21 protein-coding genes are annotated in these 25,455 nt (G+C 67.3%); 10 read left to right on the forward strand and 11 right to left on the reverse strand.

Annotated elements, in window-relative coordinates; all coding sequences use genetic code 11:
• Nucleotide 1: 1 nt before the first annotated feature.
• From bioD to G6N09_RS18700, 3 genes are read right to left on the reverse strand one after another with little or no spacing between them, the layout of a single operon-like run.
• Nucleotides 2-682, reverse strand: a complete 681-nt coding sequence (gene bioD, locus G6N09_RS18690) for a dethiobiotin synthase (protein ID WP_083023341.1) — start codon at nucleotides 680-682, stop codon at nucleotides 2-4.
• On the reverse strand, nucleotides 679-1,836 hold the full coding sequence (locus G6N09_RS18695) for an 8-amino-7-oxononanoate synthase (protein ID WP_083023343.1): 1,158 nt from the start codon (nucleotides 1,834-1,836) through the stop codon (nucleotides 679-681). The genes bioD and G6N09_RS18695 overlap by 4 nt, the downstream gene beginning before the upstream one ends.
• 41 nt (nucleotides 1,837-1,877) lie before the next feature.
• Complete coding sequence (locus G6N09_RS18700; protein ID WP_083023345.1) at nucleotides 1,878-3,170, reverse strand: adenosylmethionine--8-amino-7-oxononanoate transaminase; 1,293 nt, start codon at nucleotides 3,168-3,170, stop codon at nucleotides 1,878-1,880.
• 158 nt (nucleotides 3,171-3,328) lie between these two features.
• Here G6N09_RS18700 and ripD point away from each other — a divergent pair, with 158 nt between their 5' ends.
• The 4 genes from ripD to treY all read left to right on the forward strand — a co-directional run bounded on the left by ripD (nucleotide 3,329) and on the right by treY (nucleotide 10,746).
• Nucleotides 3,329-3,964, forward strand: coding sequence for an NlpC/P60 family peptidoglycan-binding protein RipD (ripD, locus tag G6N09_RS18705; RefSeq protein WP_083023347.1), 636 nt, complete (start codon nucleotides 3,329-3,331; stop codon nucleotides 3,962-3,964).
• A 74-nt stretch (nucleotides 3,965-4,038) separates the two neighbouring features.
• Nucleotides 4,039-6,249 carry an acetyltransferase SucT gene (locus tag G6N09_RS18710; RefSeq protein ID WP_179959855.1) on the forward strand — a complete coding sequence of 737 codons (2,211 nt, stop codon included), beginning with the start codon at nucleotides 4,039-4,041 and terminating at the stop codon, nucleotides 6,247-6,249.
• A gap of 50 nt (nucleotides 6,250-6,299) precedes the next feature.
• Nucleotides 6,300-8,468 (forward strand): glycogen debranching protein GlgX, encoded by a 2,169-nt coding sequence (gene glgX, locus G6N09_RS18715; RefSeq protein ID WP_083023352.1) that lies wholly within the window; start codon nucleotides 6,300-6,302, stop codon nucleotides 8,466-8,468.
• Nucleotides 8,469-8,472: 4 nt separating this feature from the next.
• The gene (gene treY / locus G6N09_RS18720; RefSeq protein WP_083023354.1) at nucleotides 8,473-10,746 is read left to right on the forward strand and encodes a malto-oligosyltrehalose synthase; all 2,274 of its coding nucleotides are present in this window, start codon (nucleotides 8,473-8,475) and stop codon (nucleotides 10,744-10,746) included.
• A 24-nt stretch (nucleotides 10,747-10,770) separates the two neighbouring features.
• On the opposite strand, the gene ilvA is transcribed toward treY, so the two are convergent.
• Both ilvA and G6N09_RS18730 read right to left on the reverse strand, forming a co-directional pair.
• Nucleotides 10,771-12,060 carry a threonine ammonia-lyase IlvA gene (gene ilvA / locus G6N09_RS18725; RefSeq protein ID WP_083023357.1) on the reverse strand — a complete coding sequence of 430 codons (1,290 nt, stop codon included), beginning with the start codon at nucleotides 12,058-12,060 and terminating at the stop codon, nucleotides 10,771-10,773.
• Between the two features lie 28 nt (nucleotides 12,061-12,088).
• Nucleotides 12,089-12,526 (reverse strand): nitroreductase family deazaflavin-dependent oxidoreductase, encoded by a 438-nt coding sequence (locus G6N09_RS18730; RefSeq protein ID WP_083023359.1) that lies wholly within the window; start codon nucleotides 12,524-12,526, stop codon nucleotides 12,089-12,091.
• Nucleotides 12,527-12,616: 90 nt separating this feature from the next.
• Between G6N09_RS18730 and G6N09_RS18735 the strand changes: the two genes are divergently transcribed.
• The 4 genes from G6N09_RS18735 to G6N09_RS18750 all read left to right on the forward strand — a co-directional run bounded on the left by G6N09_RS18735 (nucleotide 12,617) and on the right by G6N09_RS18750 (nucleotide 15,477).
• The gene (locus G6N09_RS18735; RefSeq protein ID WP_083023361.1) at nucleotides 12,617-12,817 is read left to right on the forward strand and encodes a hypothetical protein; all 201 of its coding nucleotides are present in this window, start codon (nucleotides 12,617-12,619) and stop codon (nucleotides 12,815-12,817) included.
• 73 nt (nucleotides 12,818-12,890) lie between these two features.
• Nucleotides 12,891-13,724, forward strand: coding sequence for a class I SAM-dependent methyltransferase (locus G6N09_RS18740; protein ID WP_083023500.1), 834 nt, complete (start codon nucleotides 12,891-12,893; stop codon nucleotides 13,722-13,724).
• Between the two features lie 128 nt (nucleotides 13,725-13,852).
• Entirely contained in the window at nucleotides 13,853-14,569 is a 717-nt protein-coding gene (locus G6N09_RS18745; RefSeq protein WP_234806922.1) for an LLM class F420-dependent oxidoreductase, read from the forward strand.
• A 62-nt stretch (nucleotides 14,570-14,631) separates the two neighbouring features.
• The gene (locus tag G6N09_RS18750; RefSeq protein ID WP_083023364.1) at nucleotides 14,632-15,477 is read left to right on the forward strand and encodes a mycofactocin-coupled SDR family oxidoreductase; all 846 of its coding nucleotides are present in this window, start codon (nucleotides 14,632-14,634) and stop codon (nucleotides 15,475-15,477) included.
• Between the two features lie 110 nt (nucleotides 15,478-15,587).
• On the opposite strand, the gene dnaE is transcribed toward G6N09_RS18750, so the two are convergent.
• Entirely contained in the window at nucleotides 15,588-19,139 is a 3,552-nt protein-coding gene (gene dnaE / locus G6N09_RS18755) for a DNA polymerase III subunit alpha (protein WP_083023367.1), read from the reverse strand.
• 138 nt (nucleotides 19,140-19,277) lie between these two features.
• Between dnaE and G6N09_RS18760 the strand changes: the two genes are divergently transcribed.
• Complete coding sequence (locus tag G6N09_RS18760) at nucleotides 19,278-19,514, forward strand: dodecin family protein (protein WP_083023370.1); 237 nt, start codon at nucleotides 19,278-19,280, stop codon at nucleotides 19,512-19,514.
• 70 nt (nucleotides 19,515-19,584) lie between these two features.
• Here the strand turns inward: G6N09_RS18760 and G6N09_RS18765 are convergent, their stop codons facing one another.
• The gene (locus tag G6N09_RS18765; RefSeq protein ID WP_083023371.1) at nucleotides 19,585-20,505 is read right to left on the reverse strand and encodes an RluA family pseudouridine synthase; all 921 of its coding nucleotides are present in this window, start codon (nucleotides 20,503-20,505) and stop codon (nucleotides 19,585-19,587) included.
• 16 nt (nucleotides 20,506-20,521) lie between these two features.
• Nucleotides 20,522-21,103: a signal peptidase II gene (lspA, locus tag G6N09_RS18770; protein WP_179959856.1), complete on the reverse strand. Its 582-nt coding sequence runs from the start codon at nucleotides 21,101-21,103 to the stop codon at nucleotides 20,522-20,524.
• A gap of 41 nt (nucleotides 21,104-21,144) precedes the next feature.
• On the opposite strand from lspA, the gene G6N09_RS18775 reads away from it, so the two are divergent.
• Nucleotides 21,145-22,083, forward strand: coding sequence for an asparaginase (locus G6N09_RS18775; RefSeq protein WP_083023375.1), 939 nt, complete (start codon nucleotides 21,145-21,147; stop codon nucleotides 22,081-22,083).
• Here the strand turns inward: G6N09_RS18775 and G6N09_RS18780 are convergent.
• The 3 genes from G6N09_RS18780 to G6N09_RS18790 form a co-directional block, all read right to left on the reverse strand.
• Nucleotides 22,064-23,446: a DNA polymerase IV gene (locus tag G6N09_RS18780; protein WP_083023378.1), complete on the reverse strand. Its 1,383-nt coding sequence runs from the start codon at nucleotides 23,444-23,446 to the stop codon at nucleotides 22,064-22,066. The two genes, G6N09_RS18775 and G6N09_RS18780, sit on opposite strands and share 20 nt — an antisense overlap.
• Before the next feature lie 305 nt (nucleotides 23,447-23,751).
• Nucleotides 23,752-24,096: a DUF732 domain-containing protein gene (locus G6N09_RS18785; protein WP_083023380.1), complete on the reverse strand. Its 345-nt coding sequence runs from the start codon at nucleotides 24,094-24,096 to the stop codon at nucleotides 23,752-23,754.
• 13 nt (nucleotides 24,097-24,109) lie between these two features.
• On the reverse strand, nucleotides 24,110-25,444 hold the full coding sequence (locus G6N09_RS18790; protein ID WP_083023383.1) for a PPE family protein: 1,335 nt from the start codon (nucleotides 25,442-25,444) through the stop codon (nucleotides 24,110-24,112).
• Nucleotides 25,445-25,455 lie beyond the last annotated feature (11 nt).

Below are 25,455 nucleotides of genomic sequence, written 5' to 3' on the forward strand. Positions count from 1 at the left end.
CTCAGCCCGCCAGCGTGCGCACCCAGTCGAGGTCGAACGCGGTGGCACTCATAGCGGCGAACTCCGCATCGCCCAGCGCCCCGGCGCCTGCCGGCAGCACCGCACGTACCGGCGCCTGTCGGGCCAGCGCTCCCCGATTGCCGGTGGCGGCCGGTCCGGGCTGCTGAGGCCAACTGCCGATCACCAGTCCTGCACACGAGAGCCCTTGTCCGGCAAGTGATTCCAGAGTCAGCGCCGTGTGGTTGAGGGTACCCAGCTCCGCGCCGACCACCACCAATACGGCGGCACCGAGGTCGACCGCCAGATCTCGCAGGGTCACCTCATCGGCGGCCAGCTCAACCAGCAGGCCACCGGCACCCTCGACCAGGGTCAGTTGTCCCGGCCGATCCGCACCGCGAATCAGCGACAGCAGGTCTGACCGCGTCGGCAGCGCCATCCCGGCCTGCTCGGCGGCGGCTAGCGGGGCCAACGGAGCCGGATAGCGGGCCGAAGCGAACAATTCAGTCACCCCGGACAGTCGGCGGACCTCAGCCAGGTCGTCGTCGCCGTCGGCGATTCCGGTCTGGACCGGCTTGCAGACCGCGACATCCAGACCCGCCTGCCGCGCAGCGCTGGCCAGCGCGGCGGTGGCGATCGTCTTACCCACCCCGGTCCCGGTTCCCGTGATGACAAGGACCGTCACGACGACACCGCGGGGTGATCGCGCAAGACGTCGCGCAGCACCCGCACCGCCAGCTCCAGATCACGCTCGGTCAGGGACGCGCGCGCGGTCAGCCGCAGCCGCGACGTTCCCTCCGGCACCGAGGGCGGCCGGAAACACCCGACCCGGACCCCGGCATCCAAGCAGGCGGTCGCGGCGGCCACCGCCGCCTCCGCGTCGCCGATGATGACCGAGACCACCGCGGACTGCGGCTCGTGGCGCACCCCGCATACCTGGGCCAACACGCTCGCGTGGCGCAGCACGTCGGCGGCGCGGGTCGGTTCGGCGATCAGGACGTCCAGGGCCGCCGAGGCCGCACCCAGTGCCGCCGGGGCCAGACCGGTGTCGAAGATGAACGTGCGCGCGGCGTCGATGAGGTGATCGCGCACCTCCACCGGCCCCAGCACCGCCCCGCCCTGGCTGCCCAGCGCTTTGGAGAGCGTCGTGGTGATCACCACGTCGGGTGCACCCGCCAGCCCGGCTTCGTGCACCAGCCCGCGGCCCCCGAGGCCGCGAACACCCAGCGCGTGTGCCTCATCGACGATCAGCAGGGCACCGTGCCGCCGGCACACCTCATGCAGTTCCCGCAGCGGGGCCAGTGCGCCGTCGGTGCTGAACACCGACTCGGTGAGAACGACGGCGCGTTCCTCGGCGCGCCCGGCCAGCGCTGCGGCGACGGCGTCGACGTCGCGATGCGCGGTGACGGCGACCCGCGCCCGGGACAGTCGGCAGGCATCCACCAGGGACGCGTGACAGTAGGCGTCGGAGACCACCAAAGAGCCGGGTCCCGACAGGCTGACCACCGCGCCGAGGTTGGCGGTGTAGCCCGAGGAGAAAACCAGGCCCGCGGGGGCACCGACGAAGTTGGCCAGGCGCTGCTCGAACTGCTGGTGCAATTCGGTGTTGCCGGTCACCAGGCGCGATCCCCCGGCGCCGGCACCCCAGGTCTGCAATGCCTCGATGCCGCCGGCGATCACAGCCGGGTGCGTTGCCAGGCCGAGATAGTCGTTGGACGCCAGATCCAACTCGGTTGCGACGACGGGCCGCACCCGCAGGGACCGCCGGAGGCCGGCCTCACGACGCCTCGCCTCCACCTCGGCCAGCCAGGCCAGTGGTGACAGATCGGTGCGGTTCACACGGCACTCCCTGTGCGGTATCGGGACGACTTGAACACCGTTCAGGTTAAGGCATGCACCGCGCTGACCATCGCGCTGCCGATTCGGGCGATCTCCTCGGGTGTGCAGACATAGGGCGGCATGGCATAGACGAGATTGCGGAACGGACGTAGCCACACCCCGTGGGCCAGCGCGGTCTCGGTGGCAGCGGCCAGGTCTACCGGTGCACGGCATTCGATGACGCCGATCGCCCCGCAGACCCGGACGTCGGCGACCCCGGGCAACTCGCGGGCGGGGGCCAGGGCAGCCGACAGTCCCGCGCTGACCCCCGCCACCGTGGCGCGCCAGTCTTGGCCCAGCAACAGCTCCGTGCTGGCGACCGATACGGCACAAGCCAACGGATTGGCCATGAAGGTCGGACCGTGCATGAGCGCGCCTGCCTCACCGCCGCTGATGGTGTGGGCGATCTCGGTACTGCACAAGGTCGCGGCCAGGCTGAGGTAACCGCCGGTCAGGGCCTTGCCGACACACATGATGTCGGGACTGACGCCGGCATGGTCGGCGGCGAAGAGCTCGCCAGTACGGCCGAATCCGGTGGCGATCTCGTCGAAGATCAGCAGCACGCCGTGGCGGGTGCAGGCGTCGCGCAGATCCGTCAGATAGCGCGGGTCGTGGAAGCGCATGCCGCCGGCGCCCTGGACTACCGGCTCGACGATCACGGCCGCCACCTCGTCTCGATGCTGCTCGAGCTGGGCATCGAAGGCCGCGCTGTAGTCCGGGTGGTAGTCACGCGGTACCTGCGGGGCGAACAACTGGGCCACCAAGACGTCCCGCCACAGTGAATGCATCCCACCGTCCGGATCGCAGACGCTCATCGGCGTGAACGTGTCGCCGTGATAGCCGCCGCGCCAGGTCATCAGCCGGTGTTTGGCGGGGCGGCCGCGGGCACGCCAGTACTGCAGCGCCATCTTGGCCGCCACCTCAACCGACACCGATCCCGAATCAGAGAAGAACACCGTGTCCAGCCCGGCTGGAGTGATCTCCACCAGCAGCTGCGCCAACCGGGCTGCGGGCTCGTGGGTGAGCCCGCCGAACATCACGTGACTCATGGTCTGCAGTTGCGCGGTGAGCGCGGCGTCCAGTTCGGGGTGGCCGTGGCCGTGGATGGCGGTCCACCACGAACTCATGGCGTCGAGCACTTCGACTGGTGCGCCGTCGAGGGACAGGGTCAGATAGGCGCCGCGGGCGGCCAGCGCCACTCGCGGCGCCCAGGACTCGGCGCCGATCGTGCTGTAGGGGTGCCACAGGTGCGCGGCATCGATGGCGCTGATCTGGTCAGGACTCAACGCGGGCATGCCTGAGGACAGTAGTGGCCCCGGGCGTAACCGTTGGGTCACAGGTTGCGCAATTTCTCTCCCGTGGCGGCAGGTGGCACGTATTCGCCGGTAGTCTCTGTGACAGAAGTGACGACTGATACTGCCGTGATTATCGGCCCAGAAGGGGGTTTGTTCCTATGAAACGCGTCTGCGCTACCGCTATCGCACTGGCGGCAACACTGGCCCCCGCACTGAGTGCTGCGCCGGCTTACGCCGACCCGCTGTCCCAGACCGGCCAGAACCAGCTCATCGAGCGGGTGATCCAACGAGCGCTGTCGCAACGCGGGGTCCCCTTCGTCTACGGCGGTGGCGATGTCAACGGGCCCACCAACAGTGCACGAGCACGTGCAGCGACCACTCGCAGCTCCCTGACCGACATCACCGGCCGCGCCAGCCTCCCGACCGGTCCGTTGCCGGCCGGTAGCGCCACCCCAGGGCTGCCGGGCCTGCCGGGCGCGACCCTGGGTCCGACCGAGGAGATCCCCGACACCACCACCGTGGGTTTCGATGCGTCCGGGCTGATCCAGTACGCCTACGCCGGCGCCGGCATCAGGATGCCGCGCACCTCAGGCGAGCAGTGCAGTGTCGGGCAGAAGGTGCCGCCCGCGCAGGCCCGACCCGGTGACCTGCTGTGCTATGGCCCCGGTGGAACGCAGAGCGTTGCGCTATATCTGGGAAACAACCAGATGATCGAGGGCACCAGCCCCGCTGTCTCCGTGTCGCCGGCCCGCACCTCAAACATGGTGCCGTACCTCACCCGCGTACTGCCCTGACGACCGACTCGGGCGACATCACAGCGCTTGAGAGTGCGGTTGGGGCAGGCCGTTAGGTAGATTGTCGGGCGACCATGATTGCCCTGTCCCCGCCCCGACCGGCGGTAACACCTGTTGCGGGACCCGCATCCGGGTCCGTTGCGACGCCTGCGCCGGCCACCGCGATGGGCACCCGAAAAGAGGGCTTCTACCGCCACGACCTGGACGGTCTGCGCGGCGTCGCGATCGCGCTGGTGGCGGTCTTCCACGTCTGGTTCGGTCGGGTGTCCGGCGGGGTGGATGTTTTTCTGGCGCTCTCGGGTTTCTTCTTCGGCGGCAAGCTGCTGCGGGTCGCGCTGAATCCGGCCTCGTCACTGTCGCCGATCCCCGACGTGACCCGCCTGGTCCGCCGCCTGCTGCCTGCCCTGGTGGTGGTGCTGGCCGCCTGCGCGGTACTCACCATCTGGATCCAGCCGCAGACCCGTTGGGAGGCCTTCGCCGACCAGAGCCTGGCCAGCCTCGGCTACTACCAGAACTGGGAACTGGCCCGCAGTGCCGCCGACTACCTGCAGGCCGGTGAGGCCGTCAGTCCCCTGCAACACATCTGGTCGATGTCGGTACAGGGCCAGTTCTACATCAGCTTCCTGCTGCTCATCTTCGGGTTTGCCTACCTGTTCCGGCGCGCCCTGGGCACCCACCTGCGGGCAGCGTTCGTCGTGCTGCTGTCCGCGCTGACGGTGGCGTCGTTCTGGTACGCGATCATCGCGCATCAAGACAATCAGTCGCTGGCCTACTACAACAGCTTCGCCCGCGCCTGGGAGTTGTTGGTCGGCGCGCTCATCGGTGCACTGGTGCCCTACATCCGCTGGCCGATGTGGCTGCGTACCGCGGTGGCCACCGTGGCACTGGCGGCCATCCTGAGCTGCGGGGCACTGATCGAAGGGGTCCGCGAGTTCCCCGGGCCGTGGGCCTTGGTACCGGTGGGCGCCACCGTGGCGTTCATCCTCGCCGGGGCAAATCGCCAGGCCCAGCCCGGCACCAGCGCGAGGCTGCCCTGGCCCAATCGATGGTTGGCGGCAGCGCCCCTGGTGACCCTGGGTTCGATGGCCTACTCGTTGTACCTGTGGCACTGGCCGCTCCTGATCTTCTGGTTGTCCTACAGCGGGAACAGGGAGGCGGGCCTGCTCGATGGCGCGGTGATCCTGGCGGTGTCCACGGGGTTGGCCTACCTGACCATGCGCTTCGTCGAGGATCCGCTGCGCTCGCGCAAGCCGGCGGCCGCCGGACCGGCTCCGGTGGTGCGGCCGCGCTGGCGCAAGCCCGCCGCCGGATGGTGGCGCCGGCCGACCTCGGTGCTGGGATCGACCGTGGTGCTGCTCGGCGTGGCATTGACGGCCACGTCCTTCTCCTGGCGGGAGCACGTCACCGTGCAGCGCGCCAGCGGCACCGAATTGGTCAAGCTCAGCAAGGACGACTATCCCGGTGCCCGTGCCCTGCTGAAACACCGTCGGGTGCCCAAGCTTCGGATGCGCCCCACCATCCTGGAGGCCAAGAAGGATCTGCCGCGCTCCACCCGGGAGGGCTGCATCAGCAACTTCACCAACCCGGAGCTGATCAATTGCGTCTACGGTGACCCGGAGGCGACCCGGACCGTGGCGCTGGCCGGCGGATCGCACGCCGAGCACTGGCTGCCCGCGCTGGACATCCTCGGCCAGCGTCACCACTTCAAAGTGGTCACCTACCTCAAGATGGGCTGCCCACTGTCCACCGAGAAGGTGCCGCTGGTCATGGGCAGCAACGCCCCCTACCCACAGTGCTACCAGTGGGTGCTCAAGACGATGGACAAGTTGGTCGCCGACCACCCGGACTTCGTGTTCACCACCGCCACCCGGCCGTGGAACATCAAGCCCGGCGACGTGATGCCCGGCACCTACATCGGCATCTGGAAACAACTGTCGGACAACCACATTCCGATCCTGGGCGTCCGCGACACCCCGTGGCTGCTGCACGACGGCGACCCCTATCAGCCGGCAGACTGCCTGGCGTCGGGCGGCGACGCGGAATCGTGCGGCGTAAAACGCTCCGAAGTACTTGACGAGCGCAATCCGACCCTGGACTTCGTCGGCAAATTCCCGCTGCTCAAGCCGTTGGACCTGTCCGACGCCGTCTGCGACAAGGAGATCTGCCGAGCGGTCGAGGGGAATGTGCTGGTTTATCACGACTCTCATCACCTGTCGGCGACCTACATGCGCACCATGACCGGCGAACTCGGCCGTCAGATGGGTCCGGCCACCGGCTGGTGGTGAGCCCGGACACGCTCGGCGGCAGACGGTGCACAAGCGGATAAGGTCAAGCGATGTCGTCGGCTGAGCCGGTCCCCGCCCCCACACCGGAGCCGTCCACGCCCACGGTCTGGCCCGGCAACAGTTACCCCCTCGGCGCGGTCTACGACGGAGCCGGCACCAACTTCGCGGTCTTCTCCGAAGTTGCCGAGCACGTCGAGCTCTGCCTCATCGACGACCGCGACCACACCGAGACCCGTATCGGTCTCGACGAGGTGGACGGCTACGTCTGGCACGCGTACCTGCCCGGCGTCGGCCCCGGCCAGCACTACGGCTTTCGGGTGCACGGTCCTTTCAACCCGTCCGCGGGACAGCGTTGCGATCCGGGAAAGCTGCTGCTCGACCCGTATGGGAAAGCCTTCCACGGCGCCTTCGACTTCGGCCCGCAACTGTTCTCCTACGACCCGGCCGATCCCGACAGCGGCGCTACGCCCCCGGCACAGGACTCCCTGGGCCACACCATGACGAGCGTGGTGATCAACCCCTACTTCGATTGGGCCGCGGACCGGTCGCCGTGCACCCCCTATCACCAGACGATCATCTACGAAGCACACGTCAAAGGCATGACCCAGACCCACCCGGGCATTCCGGCCGAACTTCGCGGCACCTACGCCGGGCTGGCCCACCCGGTTATCGTCGACCACCTCAAGTCACTCAACGTGACGGCTATCGAACTCATGCCCGTGCATCAGTTCCTGCACGATCAGCGGCTGTTGCAGCTGGGACTGCGCAACTATTGGGGATACAACACCTTCGGATTCTTCGCTCCCCACAACGAGTACGCGGCCAGCCGCGCACCCGGCGGCGCCGTGGCCGAGTTCAAAGCCATGGTTCGGGCGTTCCACCAGGCCGGTATCGAGGTGATCCTCGACGTGGTCTACAACCACACCGCCGAAGGCAATCACCTGGGACCCACCCTCAACTTCCGCGGTATCGACAACGCCGCCTACTACCGGCTGGACGAGGCCGATCTGCGGCACTACACCGACTACACCGGTACCGGCAACAGCCTCAACGCCCGTCACCCGCACACCCTGCAGCTCATCATGGACTCACTGCGCTACTGGGTGACCGAGATGCACGTCGACGGTTTCCGCTTCGACTTGGCCTCCACGCTTGCCCGGGAACTTCACGACGTCGACCGGCTGTCCGCGTTCTTCGACCTGGTGCAACAGGACCCGGTGGTCAGCCAGGTGAAGCTGATCGCCGAGCCGTGGGATGTCGGCGAAGGCGGCTACCAGGTGGGCAATTTCCCCGGGCTGTGGACGGAATGGAATGGGAAGTACCGCGATACCGTTCGCGACTACTGGCGCGGTGAGCCCGAGACGCTCGGCGAGTTCGCCTCTCGGCTGACCGGTTCCTCGGACCTCTATGAGGCGACCGGCCGCCGCCCCAGCGCCAGCATCAACTTCGTCACCTGCCACGACGGCTTCACCTTGGCGGACCTGGTGTCCTACAACGAGAAACACAATGAGGCCAACGGCGAGGACAACCGTGACGGTGAGAGCCACAACCGGTCATGGAACTGCGGAGTCGAAGGCCCCACCGAGGACCCTGCGATCACGGACTTGCGTGCCCACCAGGTCCGCAACATCATGGCCACCCTGCTGATCAGCCAGGGCACTCCGATGATTCTGCACGGCGATGAGATGGGCCGATCTCAGCGTGGCAACAACAACGTCTACTGCCAGGACTCCGAACTGTCCTGGATGGACTGGACTCTGACCGAGCGCAATGTCGACCTGCTCGCATTCACCCGGGCCCTGACCACACTGCGCACCGCCCATCCGGTGTTCCGGCGGCGCCGATTCTTCAAGGGCCGACCGATCCGCGGCGGCGATGAGGTGCGTGACATCGCCTGGCTGACCCCAGCGGGTCACGAGATGACTCAACAGGACTGGGGCAGCGAATTCGGCAGATGCGTCATGGTTTTTCTCAACGGCGACGCACTGCCGGAGCCGGATGCCCGCGGACAACGGATCATCGACGACTCGTTTCTGTTGTGCTTCAACTCCGGTGACACCTCCGTGGAGTTCGTCACGCCCAACAGCGAGTACGCGCAGGTCTGGACCGCGGTGATCGACACAGCCCACCCGGCCGGCAGCTCCGAACTGGTAGTCGACGCCGGGCAGGCCATCACCGTGATGGGACGCTCATTGACCGTGTTGCGCAAGAGCCGGTGACCCGATGGTGTCCCCGGTGCTGTCGACGTATCGGCTGCAGTTGCGCGGACCCGCTGGTCGTCGTTTCACCTTCGCCGACGCCGAGAACCTGCTCGACTATCTGGACGCGCTCGGAATCAGCCATCTGTATCTCTCCCCCATCCTGACACCGACTTCGGGGTCCAGCCACGGCTATGACGTCACCGATCCCACTACGGTCTCCGCCGATCTGGGCGGGCCGGACGGCTTGGCCCGCCTCTCTGCGGCGGCGCGGTCGCGCGGAATGGGCCTGATCGTCGACATCGTGCCCAACCATGCCGGTGTCGAGGTGCCCGCGGAGAACCCCTGGTGGTGGGATGTGCTGCGGCACGGGCGATCGTCGGACTACGCCGGATTCTTCGACATCGACTGGGACCGGGGCGCGGGGCGACTCGTGCTCCCCGTCCTGGAGTCCGACCGGGATCTGGCCGGCCTGACGCGCCACGGCGACACCCTGGTTGTGGGCGGCCTGGTGCTGCCGATCGCCCCGGGCACCGGCGCCGGCGACCCACACCAGGTACTCGACCGACAGCATTACCACCTCGTGGACTGGCGCAGTGGCGTCTGTGGCTACCGCCGATTCCTGACCATCAACACCCTCGCCGCGCTGCGCCAGGAGGATGTGCAGGTTTTCGCCGCGACCCACCGCGAGGTGGCCCGCTGGTTCGCTGAGGACGTGGTCGACGGGGTCCGCATCGATCACCTCGACGGACTGTCCGACCCGGTCGGCTATCTGCGCCGACTGCGCGCGCTGATCGGTCCTTCGGCCTGGATCATCGTGGAGAAGAATCTGGCCACCGGCGAAGCACTGGACCCCTGCCTCCCGGTGGCCGGTACCACCGGCTACGACGCACTGCGGCTGATCGGGGGGCTGTTCGTCGACCCCGACGGGGTCCCCGAACTGAGCGCGCTGGCGGCCCCGACGGCGGTGGGACCGCTGCCCACGCTGCGCACCATGACCGCCGCGGCCCTGGCCAACGACAGTCAGCGCCTGCTGCGCTGCGTCACCGCCGCTACCGGCACCGTCGACCCCCGGCTGGCCAAGGCGCTCGCGGCGCTGCTCGGCCAGATCGGGGTGTACCGCTGCGACTATCCGATGACCGAGCCCATTCTGCCCGCTGCGATCGCCCAAGCCGCCGCGGCCGAACCGGAATTGGCTGAGCCGCTGGGGGTCATCGGTGCCGCCGTCGCCGGCGGGGGCGAAGCCGCGGTGCGGCTGCAGCAACTCTGTGTGGCGGTCGTGGCCGGCGCAGTCGAGGGCAGCCTGTTCCATCGCTACGCCCGGTTGGTGTCACTCAACGAATTCGGTGGTGACCCACTGCGGTTCGGCTGCACCAGCGGCGAGTTCCACGCCGCCGTGGCCGGCCGTGCTCGTCACTGGCCGGATGCGATGACGACTCTTTCCACCCATGACACGATGCGAGGAGAGGATGTCCGAGCGCGCATCGGCGTGCTCTCGCAGCTGCCCGGACGCTGGGCCGGTGCGGTGCAGCGCTGGGAGTCCCGCATTCCATGTCCCGACGCAGCGACGGGACTGTTTCTGTGGCAGAACATCTTCGGAGCCTGGCCGGAGGACGGAATCGTCACTGAGGCACTGCGTGCCCGGCTACACGCCTACGCGCGTAAGGCCATCCGGGAGGCGGGCGGGCGCACTTCCTGGCGTGACCCGGACAACGCATTCGAGCGTGCCGTCTCCGATTGGCTGGATGCGGTTCTGCACGGTCCGGTCGCCGACGAACTCACCGAGTTGGTCCATGCAGTGGCACCACACGCCCACAGTGATGCAGTGGCCCAGAAGCTGCTGGCCCTGACCGTGCCCGGTGTGCCCGATGTCTACCAGGGCACCGAGCTGTGGGAGGACAGCCTGGCCGATCCGGACAACCGCCGCGCGGTCGACTTCGCCGCCTGCCGTGTCGCGCTGGAAGCAGCCACACACCCCAAGATGCGTGTCGTACAGGGCGCTCTGCGGGCCCGCCGCGCGCGCCCAGACACCTTCCGGCACGGCGCCTACCGGCCGATACTGGCGGCCGGGCCTGCCGCCGACCACGTGGTGGGATTTCGGCGCGCTGACGACGTGGCGGTGGCGATCACCCGTTGGACGGCGCGGCTGGCCGAGTCCGGCTGGGCCGACACGGTGATAGCGCTGCCGCAGGGCCCCTGGATCGACCGCCTGACCGGGCGACAGTGGATGGGTGCCGTCCGCGCCGCGGAGCTGTTCGCCGAGCTGCCCGGGGTTCTGCTGGAGCGGCACCACAGCTGATCTCGCCCCACGGCCGCGGAGCTGTCAGAGCAGGTAGCGATATGCCGGCGAACCAGGTTCCAGGGTTTCGACGTGGATCTCCGAGGTGCGCATCCGCGACAGCAGTCCGTCGAGATCGGCTGCCGACCCCAGCTGCACCCCGACCAGCGCCTCGCCGGTCTCGCGGTTGTTGCGTTTGACGTACTCGAACAGCGTCACGTCGTCGTTGGGACCGAGGACCTCGTCGAGGAAGCGGCGCAGAGCGCCCGGCTCCTGGGGGAAATCGACCAGGAAGTAGTGCTTGAGGCCCAGGTGCACCAGGGAGCGCTCCAAGATCTCGCCATACCGGGAGACGTCGTTGTTTCCCCCCGAGATCAGGCACACCACCGTCGATCCCGGTTGGATATCGGCCTCCACCAGTGCGGCCACCGACAGCGCTCCCGCCGGCTCGGCGACGATCCCCTCGTTCTGATACAGATCGAGCATCGCAGTACAGACGGCACCTTCGTCGACGGTGGTCACCGACACCATGTCGCCGGCCCCCGACAGCACGGCGTACGGCAGGGCTCCGGCGCGCCTGACGGCGGCGCCGTCCACGAACTGGTCGACGTGCTCAAGACTGACCAGCTCCCCCGCGGTCAGCGCGGCCATCATCGAGGCGGCTCCGGCCGGCTCGACGCCGAGCACCCCGGTGGTGGATGTCCGCTCCGCCAGATAGGTCGTGATGCCCGAGATGCAGCCGCCACCGCCGACCGGAACGATCACCAGATCCGGTGCGGTCTCGAGCTGGTCGAGGATCTCCACCGCGATGGTGCCCTGACCTGCCATCGTCCGCAGGTCGTCATAGGGGGGGACCAGGGTGGCTCCGGTGCGGGCAACATCAGCCTGTGCGGCCTCGGCCGCCAGGTCGTAGGTGGCCCCGCCAACGATCAGCTCGATGAATTCCCCGCCGTGGTAGCGGATGCGGTCCCGCTTCTGCTTCGGGGTCTTGGCCGGCACGTAGACCCGGCCGTGGACGCCCAGCGCGCGACAGGCGTAGGCGAATCCCTGTGCGTGATTGCCGGCTGACGAGCACACCACACCGGCGGCCAACTCAGCCTCGGTGAGCTGCACCAGCAGGTTGTAGGCGCCGCGCAGCTTGTAGGACCGCACCGACTGCAGGTCTTCGCGCTTGAGATAGACCTGGGCGCCGGTCAGCTCGGAGAGCCGCTCGCTGTACTGCAGCGGGGTGGGCGCGACCACCCCGGCGATCCGCTCGGCCGCCGCGTCGATGTCGGCCGCGGTCAGCGGGCGGGGCAAGGAGCCACTTCGGTTCTGGCGCAGTTCGGCGGACACCGCAATATGGTGCCACCCAGCTGGGAGTTCAGCCCACCGGGGTCAGCACGAACACCGGGATCTCGCGGTCGGTCTTTTCCTGGTAGTCGGCGTAGTCCGGGTAAGCGGCCACAGCACGCTCCCACCACTGCGCCTTCTCGTCGCCGGACACCTCGCGGGCGTCGTAGTCGCCGGCGACGGGGCCATCCTGGAGTTCAACCCGGGGATTCTTGACCACGTTGTGATACCAGACCGGGTTCTTCGGGGCCCCGCCCAGCGATGCGACGATCGCATACTGGCCGTCGTGTTCGACCCGCATCAACGGGGTTTTGCGCAGTTTGCCGGTCTTGGCGCCGACCGTAGTGAGCAGCACGACGCGCATGCCTTTCAACTCGGTGCCCTCCGTGCCGCCAGAGGCCATGTACTGCTCGGCGTTCTCCCGTGACCAATCCCACGGGCTGGGTGCATATTCTCCGCTCAATGGCATGCCACCAAGCCTAGACCGACACCGCCCCCGAACCCTTGCACCAGCAGATTTCGGCTGGCCTAACAAATAGTTGTCCCGTACCGTTGACTTATGGCCATCGTCGACCGTTCCAGGCGGCACGTCGCTATCGCCGGTGTGCCCTGGCCGACCTACAAAGTGGTCGCATTGGCGCTCGGGATCCTCACCTTGCTGGCGGTGGGTGCAGTGACGTCCAGCGCCGCGACCGCGGTTCTCACCGCCGCGGGCGTATGCACCGCGGCCTGGCTCGTCCTCGGCGTCCTCGGCGACTGACCCGCTCCAGTTCGACGCCGGCGCTGGACCGCACCTACGTATGCCGTTGGCGGAAATCGCCTACGGTGAGCCCATGTCGATTGCCGTGACCGAGTTCAGTCTGGTCGAGCAGACCGCGTTCCTCACCGCGTACGCCCGTGCGCTCGACTATCGGTCCCCCACCTCAATCCTCGACGACGGGCTCTCTGACCGGGTCGTCGGTCTGATCGACTACGACTTTGCCGCCTTCCGGATTCCGGCAAGCGTGGTGCGCCAAACCGCCTTGCGCGCCAAAATGCTCGACGAGCGGGTCCGCACTTACACCGCGGCCAATCCCGAGGCGGTAGTGGTCGACCTCGGGTCCGGGCTCAACGAGCCGCTGGCCCGGGTGATCCCGCCCGCAGGCGTCGACTGGTACAGCATTGATCTGCCGCGGGTGATCGCGTTGCGCGAGACGGTGGTGCCGGCCCAGCCCGGCGAGCATCGGATCGCCGCTGATTTGACCGGCGTCGACTGGACATCCGGCATTCCGGTCGGGCGGCCGACCATGGTGATCGCCGATGGACTGTTCGCCTTCCTCACCCAGGCGCAGGTCATCGGGCTGATCGGCCACGTCATCGACCATTTCGGTACGGGCGAATTGGCGTTCAACGACTACGGCAGGGTCGGGGCGGTGAGTTCGCTGAGCATGAAGCTGGCGCCGCGCGGAATGTTCAGCGTGCTGCGTCATGTCTGGGCCAACCCTGGATTCACCGATCCGCGGACACCGGAGCGGTGGGATCCCCGACTGCGCCTGGTCGAGCAGGCCTGCCTGGCACACGCCGCGGAGGTTGACACGTTTCCCAACCCGGCCCGCGCCCTCACCCGGCTAGCCGGCCGATTCTCGTCTCTGTCCGGCCGGGCCCGGGTGCTGCGCTACAAGTTCTGAGGTGGCGGGCCTGCGGATATGAGCTTTTGGTTGCGATCATGCGGTGACCGCCAGGGCGGGTCACCGTCAGGGCATGATTGGCCGTGATGGTGAAAATCGGTGTTCAGATTCATCCGCAAAACACGACGATGTCCGACCTGAGAGCGGGGTGGCAGGGCGTCGACGACTTGGGCGTGGACAGCCTGTGGACGTGGGACCACTTCTTCCCGCCGCTATATGGTTCGGCTGAGGAATCACACTTCGAGGGCTGGCAGATTCTCGCTGCCATGGCGGTCACCACAACGAAGGTCTCCCAGATCGGCATGCTGGTCACCGGCGGCGGCTACCGCAACCCAGACCTGCTGGCCGACATGGCCCGCACCCTCGATCACCTCTCCGGCGGCCGAGCCGTGCTGGGTATTGGCTCGGGCTGGATGGACAAGGACGAAATCGAGTACGGCTACCCCGGGCGAACACCCCGACAACGACTCGATTTCCTCGCCGAGGCTCTACCCCGCATCCGGCGCCGCCTCGGTCTACTGCAACCCGGGCCGATTGGCCGGCTGCCAGTCCTGATCGGCGGCAACGGGGAACGGCGCACGCTACGACTGGTGGCGCAGCACGCGGACATGTGGAATGGCTACGGGGATGCCGACACGGTTCGCGTCAAGAACGCCGTCATCGACCGCTGGTGTGACGAACTGGGCAGAGACCCCCGCGAGATCGAACGCACGGTCTGGATCGAGCGCGCAGATCCAGACCTGATGGCTGCCCTCATCGAGGCCGGGGCCGAGCACCTGATACTCGGCCTACGCGCGCCCTACGACCTGCATGAAGTGGAGCGCCTGGTGGCGGCCGCCGCGTGATTCACGGCGCCGCTGCCATGCTTGACTGCTTCTGGTGAAGATCATCCGGGCGAAAGGTTGCGATGTACGACAATAGGATCGGCAGAGTCGCCGGCAAGGTCGCGTTCATCACCGGCGCAGCCCGTGGCCAGGGTCGCGAACACGCAATTCGACTGGCCGAGGAAGGCGCTGACATCATCGCGGTCGATGTCTGCGCAGACATCGACGGTGTCGCTTATCCGGGTGCGACGGAGGATGACCTCGCCGACACCGCGGCCCTGGTGGAGAAGGCGGGCCGCCGCATCGTCACCGCCAAGGCCGACGTGCGCGACCTGGACAGCCTGCGCGTCGCCCTTGAGCGGGGTGTGGCCACCTTGGGCGCACTGGACATCGTGGTAGCGAACGCCGGCATCAGCGGTTCACCGGCGCAGGCTGCGCTGATCGAACAGTCCGCATGGCAGACCATGCTGGATATCAACCTGACCGGGGTGTGGCTCACAGTCAAAGCGGCACTGCCACATATGACCAACGGCGGCGGATCGATCATCTTGATCAGCTCGATGTTGGGCCTTCGCGGCGGCGGCTACATGGCCCACTATGCGTCGGCCAAACATGCCGTCGTCGGGTTGATGAATTCGCTCGCGAATGAGCTTGCGCCGCAATCGATCAGGGTTAACTCAATCCATCCTGGCAACGTCTTGACACCGATGATCGACAACGACCAGTTCCACCGGACTCTGCGCCCAGACCTGGCCGAACCAACCATGGCCGACACCGCGGCGATCATCGGGCACTTCCACATGCTGCCCAAGCCGGTGATCGAGGCACGCGCCGTCAGTAACGCCGTGCTCTTCCTCGCCTCCGATGAGGCGCAGTACATCACCGGAGCGGCGCTACCGGTCGACGCCGGCGCCGTTGCGAAGTTCTGACCACCCACGTGCCGACACTTGGACCGCATGCACTGCACGTGATCTTCGATCCGGGCGGTCGACGGTGACTTAGCGGTCTGGCTCGGAATTTCGGTGACGTACTCGTTGGGCTAACCGCCCAGGCAGCCGGGACCGAGCAGTGCCTTCAAGTCCCCCATCAGTGCCGAAGACGGCGTCACCCGCAGCGAGGGGTCCAATTCCAGCACCGTGATGCGCTCACCACTGATCAGCCGCAACTGCACCTGCGCGGTGCCGGGATGGCGGGTCAACACCTGCTTGAGCGCACTGACTTTGTCCATGGTGCACTGCCGAGTCGGAAGGCTCACGGCCAGGGGACGATCCGCGGCATTGGCGGTGAAGTCGGGCACCACCAGCTCGTTGGCGATCAGCGAGATCCGGTCGTCGCGAATATTCACCTTGGCACTGACCAGCACCACCGCGTCGTCGGCGACCTCGGCCCCGTAGGCCGAGTAGGTCTGCGGAAAGAACATCACCTCGATACCGCCGGTGAGATCTTCCAATTGCGCTGAAGCCCAGGGCAGTCCGTTCTTGTTGACCCGACGGTTCACCGATGCCAGGATGCCGCCGACCCGCACCTGGGTGTCGGCGGCGATATCGCCCTCCAGGATCGCCGGGATCTGGGTATCCACCTGGGCGGCCAGCAGGTGTGCGATGCCGTTGAGCGGGTGCCCGGAGACGTAGAGCCCCAACATCTCCCGTTCCAAGGCCAGCTTGTGCTTGTCGACCCACTCCTCATCGGGAACTTTGATACCGAAAACGGCATCGGCTCCAGCGCTGTCGCCGTCTCCCCCGCCGAACAGATCGAACTGCCCTATCGCCTCGGCCTTCTTGGTGCCCAGCACCGAGTCGACCGCGTCGGTGTGCACCAGGAACAGACCCTTGCGCGGATGGCCGAGCGAGTCGAAGGCACCGGCCTTGATCAGGGATTCGGTGACCTTCTTGTTGCAGGCCGCGATGTCGATCTTGTTGAGGTAATCCGAGAAGTCGGTGAAGCGGCCCTTCTGGTTCCGGGTGTTGATCAGCGAGCCGACGACATTGGCGCCGACGTTGCGGACCGCGCCCAGCCCGTAGCGGATGTCTTGGCCCACCGAAGCGAAGTTCAGCTCTGATTCGTTGACGTCCGGCGGAAGCACGGTGATTCCCAGCCGGCGGCAGTCGGCCAGGTACACCGCAGCCTTGTCCTTGTCGTCACCGACAGAGGTCAACAGACCTGCCATGTATTCGGCCGGATAGTTCGCCTTGAGATAGGCAGTCCAGTAAGACACCAAGCCGTAAGCGGCAGCATGCGACTTGTTGAACGCATACCCGGCGAACGGAAGGATGGTGTCCCACAACGCCTTCACGGCCTTCTCGGAGAATCCGTTGGCCGTCATGCCCTCATAGAAGCCCTTGTACTCGGCTTCGAGCACTTCAAGTTTCTTCTTGCCCATGGCCTTACGCAGCGCATCGGCCTTGCCCATGGTGTAGGACGCCACCTTCTGAGCGATAAACATGATCTGCTCTTGGTAGACGATCAGACCGTAGGTCTCCGACAGGATGCTGCGCAGTGGCTCCTCAAGCTCGGGGTGGATGGGCTTGATGACCTGGCGGTCGTTCTTCCGGTCTGCGTAATCGTTGTGGGCGTTCATGCCCATGGGTCCCGGCCGGTACAGCGCCAGCACTGCGACGATGTCGTTGAACTCGGTGGGCTGCATACGGCGCAGCAGGTCACGCATCGGTCCACCGTCGAGCTGGAACACCCCCAAGGTGTCACCGCGGCCCAACAGTTCGTAGGTAGCTGGGTCTTCGAACGGCACGGTGTCGAGATCCAGGTCGATGCCCCGGTTCGACTTGATGTTCCCCAGACAGTCGCCGATGATCGTCAGGTTGCGCAGGCCTAGGAAGTCCATCTTCAACAGGCCGATTTCTTCACACGACGGGTAGTCCCAGCCGGTGATGATGGCGCCGTCCTGCGGGCGCTTCCACAACGGGATCGCCTCGATCAAAGGCTCGGAACTCATGATCACCGCGCAGGCATGCACACCGGCGTTGCGGACCAGGCCTTCCAGGCCGCGTGCTGTCTCGTAGATCGTCCGCACGTCGGGATCGGTGTCGATCAACGCCCGAACCTCGGCGGCCTCCTTGTACCGCTCGTGGTTGGCGTCGGTGATGCCCGACAGCGGAATGTCCTTGGCCATGATCGGCGGCGGCAGCGCCTTGGTGATCCGGTCGGCAATCGCGTAGCCGGGTTGGCCGTAATGCACACGGGCTGAATCTTTCAGCGCCGCCTTGGTTTTAATGGTGCCGAAGGTGATCACCTGGGCGACCCGGTCACTGCCCCACCGCTCAGCGGCGTAGCGCACCATCTCGCCCCGGCGGCGGTCGTCGAAGTCGATGTCGATATCGGGGGCTGACGGTCGTTCCGGGTTGAGGAAGCGTTCGAACAGCAGCCCATGCGGGATCGGGTCGATGTTGGTGATGCCGAGCGCGTAGGCCACCAGTGAGCCGGCCGCTGATCCGCGGCCGGGGCCCACCCAGATGTTGATCGAACGGGCGTAACTGATCAGGTCCGCGACGATCAAGAAGTAAGACGGAAAGCCCTTGCCGCAGATGACGTCGATCTCGTAGGCGGCACGATCGGTGTATTCGCTCGGCACACCGGCTGGAAAGCGGTGCTGCAGCCCGGCCAGCACCTCATGGCGCAGCCACGAGCCCTGGTCATGGCCGTCGGGGACCGGAAACACCGGCATCCGGTCGCGGGGGGCCCACACGTCGGCATAGGACTGCACCCGCTCGGCGATCAACAGCGTGGAGTCGCAGGCCCCGGGCAGCTGGTCGTCCCAGAGCGCACGCATCTCGGCGGCTGACTTCAGGTAGTAGCCGTCGCCGTCGAACTTGAACCGGGTCGGATCCGAGAGCGTCTTGCCGGTCTGGATGCACAGCAGTGCCTCATGGTTGCCCGAGGCGTCGCGTGTGACGTAGTGGCAGTCGTTGGTGGCCAACGTCGGGATGCCGAGTTTGCGGCCCACCTCCAACAGGCCTTCGCGGACCCGCCGTTCGATCGACAGCCCGTGGTCCATGACCTCCAGGAAGTAGTTCTGCGGGCCGAAGATCTCCCGCCATTTGGCGGCCGACTCCAGGGCCTCGCGCTGCTGACCCAGCCGCAACCGGGTCTGCACTTCCCCCGACGGGCAACCGGTGGTGGCGATGATGCCCTCGGCATGCTCGGCGATGATCTCGGCGTCCATCCGCGACCACTTGCCGAGCTGGCCCTCGAAGGAGGCCAAAGACGAGAGCCGGAACAGGTTGCGCAGGCCAGTGGCGTTCTCGGCGACCATCGTCATGTGGGTGTAGGAGCCACTGCCGGAGACGTCGTCACTCTTCTGGCCCGGGTCCCCCCAATGCACCCTGCGGGTGTCGAACCGAGAACCGGGGGCGATATAGGCCTCCACCCCGATGATCGGCTTGATGCCGACCTTGGTAGCCGCGTTGTAGAACTCACTGGCCCCGAACATGTTTCCGTGATCGGTCATGCCGATCGCGGGCATCTCCAAGCGCTGCGCTTCGGCCAGCATCGGGGCGATCTTCGCCGCGCCGTCGAGCATCGAGTACTCGGTGTGGTTATGCAGGTGCACGAAGGACCGCGAAGAGGAACTGTCCATAGGACCGCCAGTCTATGGCCGACCACCGACGCTTTCCGCGCGTGTCGCCAGACGTGTCTTCTGCCCCGTCGTTTCCCGGGACAGCGGCCGCCGCCGTGCACTACGTTGAGGTTCGGCTGAATCGGAGGAGAGTCATACATGAGCGTGTACCGGGTGATCGACATCATCGGGACCAGCCCCTCGTCCTGGGAGAACGCCGCGGCCGAAGCGGTGCACCGGGCCAAGCAGACCATCGATGACATCCGCGTCGCCCAGGTGGTCGAACAGGACCTGACGCTCGACGACAAAGGCGGGATCATCTACCGCACTAAGCTGCGCATCTCCTTCAAGATCCGGCCGCCGAAGGCCCCTAAGCCGGCCGAAGAGTCCAGCTGACCGAACCGATACCGCGGCGCGTCGACGGGTGGTCGAGGCCCGCACACCCTGACGCGGAACTCAGCGCCTTTCAGCGCCGCAGTATGTCCACGGCGTGTTGCAGATCGGCGGGGTATTCGCTGGTGATCTCGATACGCCGCCCGTCGCCGGGATGCGCGAACGCCAGGGAGCGGGCGTGCAGCCACTGACGTTCCAACCCGAGCTTGCGGGCCAAGGTCGGATCGGCCCCGTAGGTGAGGTCGCCGCAGCACGGATGGCGCAGCGCCGAGAAGTGCACCCGGATCTGGTGGGTGCGGCCGGTCTCCAGGTGCACATCGAGCAGGCTGGCGGCGACGAACGCCTCCACCGTGTCGTAGTGGGTGATGCTGTGTCGTCCGTCGGCGGTCACCGCGAACTTCCAGTCCGGTCCATGATGGCGCCCAATCGGAGCATCGATGGTGCCGCTGGACGGGTCCGGATGGCCCTGCACCAGCGCGTGGTAGCGCTTGTCCACGGTGCGTGCCTTGAACGCCCGCTTCAGGGCGGTATAGGCACGCTCGGAGATCGCCACCACCATTACCCCGGAGGTGCCGACATCCAGCCGGTGAACGATGCCTTGGCGTTCCGGGACACCCGACGTGGTGATCCGGTAGCCGGCCGCCGCCAACCCTCCGAGCACGGTCGGCCCGCTCCAGCCCACCGACGCGTGTGCGGCCACCCCGGCGGGTTTGTCGACGGCGACGATGTCGGCGTCGGAGTACAGGATCGTCATTCCCTCGACCTCGGCCGGGGTGTTCTGCGGTGGCGCCGGCGGTTCGGGCAGTCGCACCTGAAGCCACGCCCCGGCGACGAGTCGATCGGACTTGCCTGCGGCCACACCGTCCAGTTCGACGTCGCCGTTCTCGGCCAGAGTCGCGACCACGGTCCGCGACAAGCCCAACAGGCGGGCCAGACCGGCGTCGACGCGCAAGCCGGCCAGCCCCTCGGGCACCGGCATGGATCGTTCGGTCACAGCGTCCTCAGGGTTATTAGCCATTGTCGGCGCCGTTGCCGGCGCGCCGACCCACCACGTCGAAGTCGAAGCCGAAAACCGACAGCGTCACCAGCAGGATCGCGCCGCCCACCACGGCGGGGTCGGCGACGTTGAACACCGGCCACCAACCGATCGAGAGAAAGTCGACCACGTGGCCCTGCAGGTGACCGGGTGCTCGAAAGAACCGGTCCACCAGGTTGCCCAGTGCCCCACCGAGGATCATCCCCAGCCCGAGGGCCCACCAGGGCGACACCAGGCGACGCGACATCCAGATGATGCCCAGTACCACTGAGCTGGCGATCAGCGTCAACACCCAGGTGTAGCTGGTGGCCATCGAGAAGGCAGCGCCGGAATTACGCACCAGGGTCCAGGTGACGGTGTCGCCGATGATCGGCACGGGCTGCCCGGGGGTCAACATCTTCACCGCGAGCACCTTGGTGACGACGTCGGCGGTGAGCACCACCGCTGCCACCGACAGCAGCAGTCCCAACCGCCGGGGAGCTGGCGCCGGCTCCGACTCAGGGGCCGGGACCGGGTCCACCGCCGTCTCGGTCGAGTCGGTTGTCTCGTCAGTCACGCTCCCATCATCCCCCAACCCACGTGGGGCATGATCGCGGCATGCAGTCCACGCGCGTCACCGTCATCACCACCGGCGGCACCATCTCCTGCAACACCCAGGGAGACGGCACGTTGCGACCCGCCCGCAGCGGCTCAGAACTGTTGGGCGACACCGGCGCCGTAGACGTCACGGTGGTGGATCTGATGGCCCGCGACAGCTCGGAGCTCGGCCCCGCCGAGTGGGCTGACCTGCTGCGCGCGGTCGCTGCCGAGGTGGAGGGCGGCGCGGACGGCGTGGTGGTCACCCACGGCACCGACACCTGCGAAGAGGGTGCGCTGTGGCTGGAACTGGGCTATACCGGGGATGCGCCGGTCGTGGTTACCGGGGCCCAGCGCAGTGCGGACGCTCCGGACGCCGACGGACCGGCCAACCTGCGGGATGCGCTGCTGGTGGCTGCCGACCCGGCCGCTCGGGGACTCGGGGTGCTGGTGTGTTTCGCCGGCCGGGTGCTGGCGCCGCTGGGTCTGCAGAAGGCCACCCTCACTGGATTGTCCGGCTTCACCGGTCCGCTGGCGGGCACTGTCGCCGACGGCCGGGTCACCCTGACTCGCGACAAGACGCGGCCCCGTCTCGGTGTCGCGACCAGCGTCCCGCGTGTCGACGTGGTCGCGTTGTACGGGGGTGCCGATGCTGTGGCCCTGGATGCCTGCGCCGCCGCGGGCGCGCAGGGGGTGATTTTGGCCGGTCTCGGGTCGGGTAACGCCCCGTCGGCGGTCATCGATTCGGTGCGCCGGCACTGCGGAGCCGGACTGACCGTCGCGGTCTCCAGCCGGGTCCCGGATGGGCTGATCGGTGCCGATTATGGTCCGGGCCGAGCCCTGGTGGACGCGGGCGCGGTGCTGGTGCCCCGCCTGCGGCCACCGCAGGCCCGGATTCTGCTGATGGCGGCGCTGGCGGCCGGCGAGCCCATCGATGAGGTCATGGACCGGTGGGGCTGATCTGTGCCTCGTCGTGCGCGCGCGCCTCAACCGCGTAGTCGGGCCAGTCGAGGCTGTCCACGGCGTCGGCCCGGCTGATCCCGGGCTCGTCGTCGGGGAAGGTCCGCACCGGGCCCGGACCCGAACTGCGGGTCTCGAAGCGCACCGTCACCACGCCATGGCCGGCCCCCTGCACCCATCCGTGTCCGAGATCGCGATGGCTGACGTCATCACCGACTCGCCAGTGCGCCGCCGCGGGCAACGTAATCGGCTCCCGCGCAGCGATTTCCGGCACTGCTGATGCGGCGTCGGGAAACTCCAGATCCGGGAAGAGCGACTCCTGGCGAACCTCGGTCAACCCGGAGAAACCCACCCCGAGCAGCCTGATCGGGCCGATCTCCTGCGGATCAAGCAACAGTCGACCGGCCGCCGAGGTGAGCGCCGCTGCGTCAGTGGTCGCATAGGGCAGAGTGGCCGAGCGAGTCAGCACACTCATGTCGGCGCGCTTGAGTTTCACCGTCACGGTCCGGGCGCCGCGACCGTCGCGCAGCAGCCTGCGATAGGCGTGTTCGCCGATGGGTCCGATCTCGGCCCGCAACTGATCCAACGTGGTCAGGTCAGCGGCAAACGTTGATTCGGCGCTGATCTGCTTGGCCTCGGCACGTTCGGCGACCCGGCGGTCGTCGATTCCCCGAGCGAGTCGGTGCAGCGCCGGGCCGATCGTGGCACCCAGAATATCGGCGGCCTCGGTATCTGTCAGTGCGGCGAGCTGCCCGATGGTGTCGATGCCCAGTCGGTGCAGCTTCTCCTCGGCGACGGGGCCGATCCCCCACAGCCGGCGCACCGGGAGTCCGTCCAGCAGCAGCCGTTCCTCGGCCCGGCTGACCACCCGCACCCCGTTCGGCTTTGCCAGATCCGATGCGATCTTGGCGATCTGCTTGCCCGAGCCGGCCCCGACCGACGCGACCAAGCCGGTCTCTTCGAGCACCCGGTGACGCAGGTGTTCACAGAATTGGAGGACGTCGGTGGCACTCGCCCCCGCCAGCTCGGCCGGCTCGCCGAAGGCCTCGTCGAAGGACAACTGCTCGACCACCGGAATCTGGGTGCGCACCGTCTCGAAAACCCGCCGGCTCGCCAGTCCGTAGACGGAGCCGCGCGGCGGCAACACCACCGCTGGGGCGCCCACCAGCCGTCGTGCCTGGTGCATTGGCATCGCGGAGCGAGCGCCGAAAACCCGTGCCTCGTAGCTGGCCCCGGCCACCACACCGCGACCCCCGAGTCCGCCGACCAGAACCGGGCGTCCCCGCAGGGTCGGTCGGGTCAGTTGCTCGACAGACGCGAAGAAGGCGTCCATATCCAGGTGCAGGACCCATCGGGCGTCCACGGGTCCAGCCTATTGGGCGCACCGCAATCCGGCCGCACCCGACTAGGGTCGAAAATCATGGCCATGGATCTGGTGCATCGCCTGTTTCGCCGAGGCGTTTCGTCTACTGGCGACCGGGGCGGTCTTCGCCCGGCAGTGACGGCGTGCACTCGCCGATGTTTCAGCTGATGCATTTCCGGGACACCTACAACCCAATGTCCCCCGACCACTTCCGGACCGGCTGTACAGCAAAGGATTCCGTGACGTCCAGGTGATGACCAAGGTTGGTCAGCAGCGCTGGCGGGCCGTCAAGCGCTGACCTGGGGTCACTTCGACCCGCCGCCACCTTTCTTGAGCTGGTGTGGGCAGTACGTCTTTGCCGCAATCGTGGCGAACCTGGCCGCGTCGACGACGCTGAGATCGGGATTGGCCTCCGTGACGTCGTTGAGCAGTTCCATCGTCGATTCACCGTTGGCGGCCAGGCCGCACAGAGCCTCGGCGGCGGCCACGGCGTGGTCGGTGTCATCGAAGATGATCCCGACCTGGCGCAGCGACGCGATGAATTCGGCACTGTCGACCGTCTTCGGCTCTCCTTCACCGGGTTCGGCATGCCCGGGTGCGGCGAGAATAAGCCCGGCGATGACGACAAGCGGGGCGAGCAACAGTTTCATAGGGGTCCTCCCGTCAACCGAGCGCAGACTGCGATCCGGCGAGGGCACTGTCCGCATCGTCGAGGACATGCACCGCGTGGATTCCCGGCTTCAGCGACAGCTTCGCGACCAGCTCGTCGAGGCCGGCCGCGTCGACATTCCAATGCTGCACCACATCCGGCGTCTGCTGCAATTGCGCGATCACCTGGTCGAGCGGGACCGGCGCCTCGCGATCGGTGATGTTGGTCGACACCACGCGGGCAACCGGCGCCACCGTGCGCGTGCGCGCCGCGGGCGCCCCCAGCGCCCCACCGGCGGCGCTGCCCATGGCGGCCGGGGCGAGCATCCCCGGCACCGAACCCGCGGCGGGCGCGGCACCCAGGGCCGACTCTGGAAATGACGTGGAGGCCAGCTGGATCGCCGACGTGGCACTCGCCCAGTTCGGCGGCACCGACAGTGCTCCCACCCGCATCGCGCTGCCGGAGGCGGCACCTGCCGCAGAGGAGAGACTGGCGCCTGCGGTCAGTCCGGAGCTGTGCAGTCCCCCAAGCGCCGACTTCGGAATCACCGGAATCACCGCTTTGTACCCGGACCGGAACTGGGTGATCCCCAGGTTGGTGCTGGCGTGCACGGCGTTGACCCAGCCGGTCTGGCCGCTCACGCCGCTGGCCAGCGAGAGGTGGCTCTCCCACAGCTCGTGCCCGTAGGTGGTGCCGAGGACACCATCGATCGCGTTCTGCCAGCCGGCGTTATAGGAAGCCGTCAGATCGGTGATCTGCTTCGTGATCAACTGAATCAGGTCGGGATCGGAGGTGGCCGCGGCGCTCCCCGGCTCAGTGTTGGTCGTCCGCGGCGCCGCGGTGAACGAGGTCAGATCGGTGGCCGCTTCCGAAGCACCGGCATAGCCCTGCATCGCGGCGACATCTTGTGCCCACATTCGCGAGTATTCCGCTTCGACCGCGGCGATCGCGGTGCTGTTTTGCCCGAGGATGTTCGAAGCCACCAGCGATTGCAGTAGAGCGCGGTTGGCGGCGATCGCCGGCGGCGGCACGATCCCGGCGAAAGCCGATTCATAGGCGGCTGCGGCAGCTGTGGCCTGGGCTGCGGTCTGTTCGGCCTGTGCCGCCGTGGTCTGGAGCCAGGTCACGTACGGCGCGGCTGCCGCGGCCATCGCCGCCGCGGCCGGCCCCTGCCAGCCGCCGCCGAGACTCGCTAATACCGCCTGGTACGACGATGCCGTGGCATGCAACTCGGCGCCCAGCCCCGTCCAAGCCGCCGCTGCGGCGAACAGCGGGTCCGCCCCCGGTCCCGAGTACAACTGGCCGGAGATGATCTCCGGTGGCTGCGCTGCGAAGCTCTGAAAAACCATGAACGCGACCT

The sequence above is a fragment of the Mycolicibacter minnesotensis genome (assembly GCF_010731755.1).
Taxonomy (GTDB): domain Bacteria; phylum Actinomycetota; class Actinomycetes; order Mycobacteriales; family Mycobacteriaceae; genus Mycobacterium; species Mycobacterium minnesotense.

Bases quoted from the DNA above. Each gene is read 5' to 3' on its own strand.
- G6N09_RS18785 (WP_083023380.1), bottom strand. From the start codon at position 24,096: ATGAAACTGTTGCTCGCCCCGCTTGTCGTCATCGCCGGGCTTATTCTC.
- G6N09_RS18760 (WP_083023370.1), top strand. From the start codon at position 19,278: ATGAGCGTGTACCGGGTGATCGACATCATCGGGACCAGCCCCTCGTCC.
- G6N09_RS18790 (WP_083023383.1), bottom strand. From the start codon at position 25,444: ATGGTTTTTCAGAGCTTCGCAGCGCAGCCACCGGAGATCATCTCCGGC.
- dnaE (WP_083023367.1), bottom strand. From the start codon at position 19,139: ATGGACAGTTCCTCTTCGCGGTCCTTCGTGCACCTGCATAACCACACC.
- G6N09_RS18735 (WP_083023361.1), top strand. From the start codon at position 12,617: ATGGCCATCGTCGACCGTTCCAGGCGGCACGTCGCTATCGCCGGTGTG.
- G6N09_RS18750 (WP_083023364.1), top strand. From the start codon at position 14,632: ATGTACGACAATAGGATCGGCAGAGTCGCCGGCAAGGTCGCGTTCATC.
- ripD (WP_083023347.1), top strand. From the start codon at position 3,329: ATGAAACGCGTCTGCGCTACCGCTATCGCACTGGCGGCAACACTGGCC.
- glgX (WP_083023352.1), top strand. From the start codon at position 6,300: ATGTCGTCGGCTGAGCCGGTCCCCGCCCCCACACCGGAGCCGTCCACG.
- G6N09_RS18740 (WP_083023500.1), top strand. From the start codon at position 12,891: ATGTCGATTGCCGTGACCGAGTTCAGTCTGGTCGAGCAGACCGCGTTC.
- treY (WP_083023354.1), top strand. From the start codon at position 8,473: ATGGTGTCCCCGGTGCTGTCGACGTATCGGCTGCAGTTGCGCGGACCC.
- G6N09_RS18700 (WP_083023345.1), bottom strand. From the start codon at position 3,170: ATGCCCGCGTTGAGTCCTGACCAGATCAGCGCCATCGATGCCGCGCAC.
- G6N09_RS18775 (WP_083023375.1), top strand. From the start codon at position 21,145: ATGCAGTCCACGCGCGTCACCGTCATCACCACCGGCGGCACCATCTCC.
- G6N09_RS18710 (WP_179959855.1), top strand. From the start codon at position 4,039: ATGATTGCCCTGTCCCCGCCCCGACCGGCGGTAACACCTGTTGCGGGA.
- G6N09_RS18730 (WP_083023359.1), bottom strand. From the start codon at position 12,526: ATGCCATTGAGCGGAGAATATGCACCCAGCCCGTGGGATTGGTCACGG.
- G6N09_RS18745 (WP_234806922.1), top strand. From the start codon at position 13,853: ATGTCCGACCTGAGAGCGGGGTGGCAGGGCGTCGACGACTTGGGCGTG.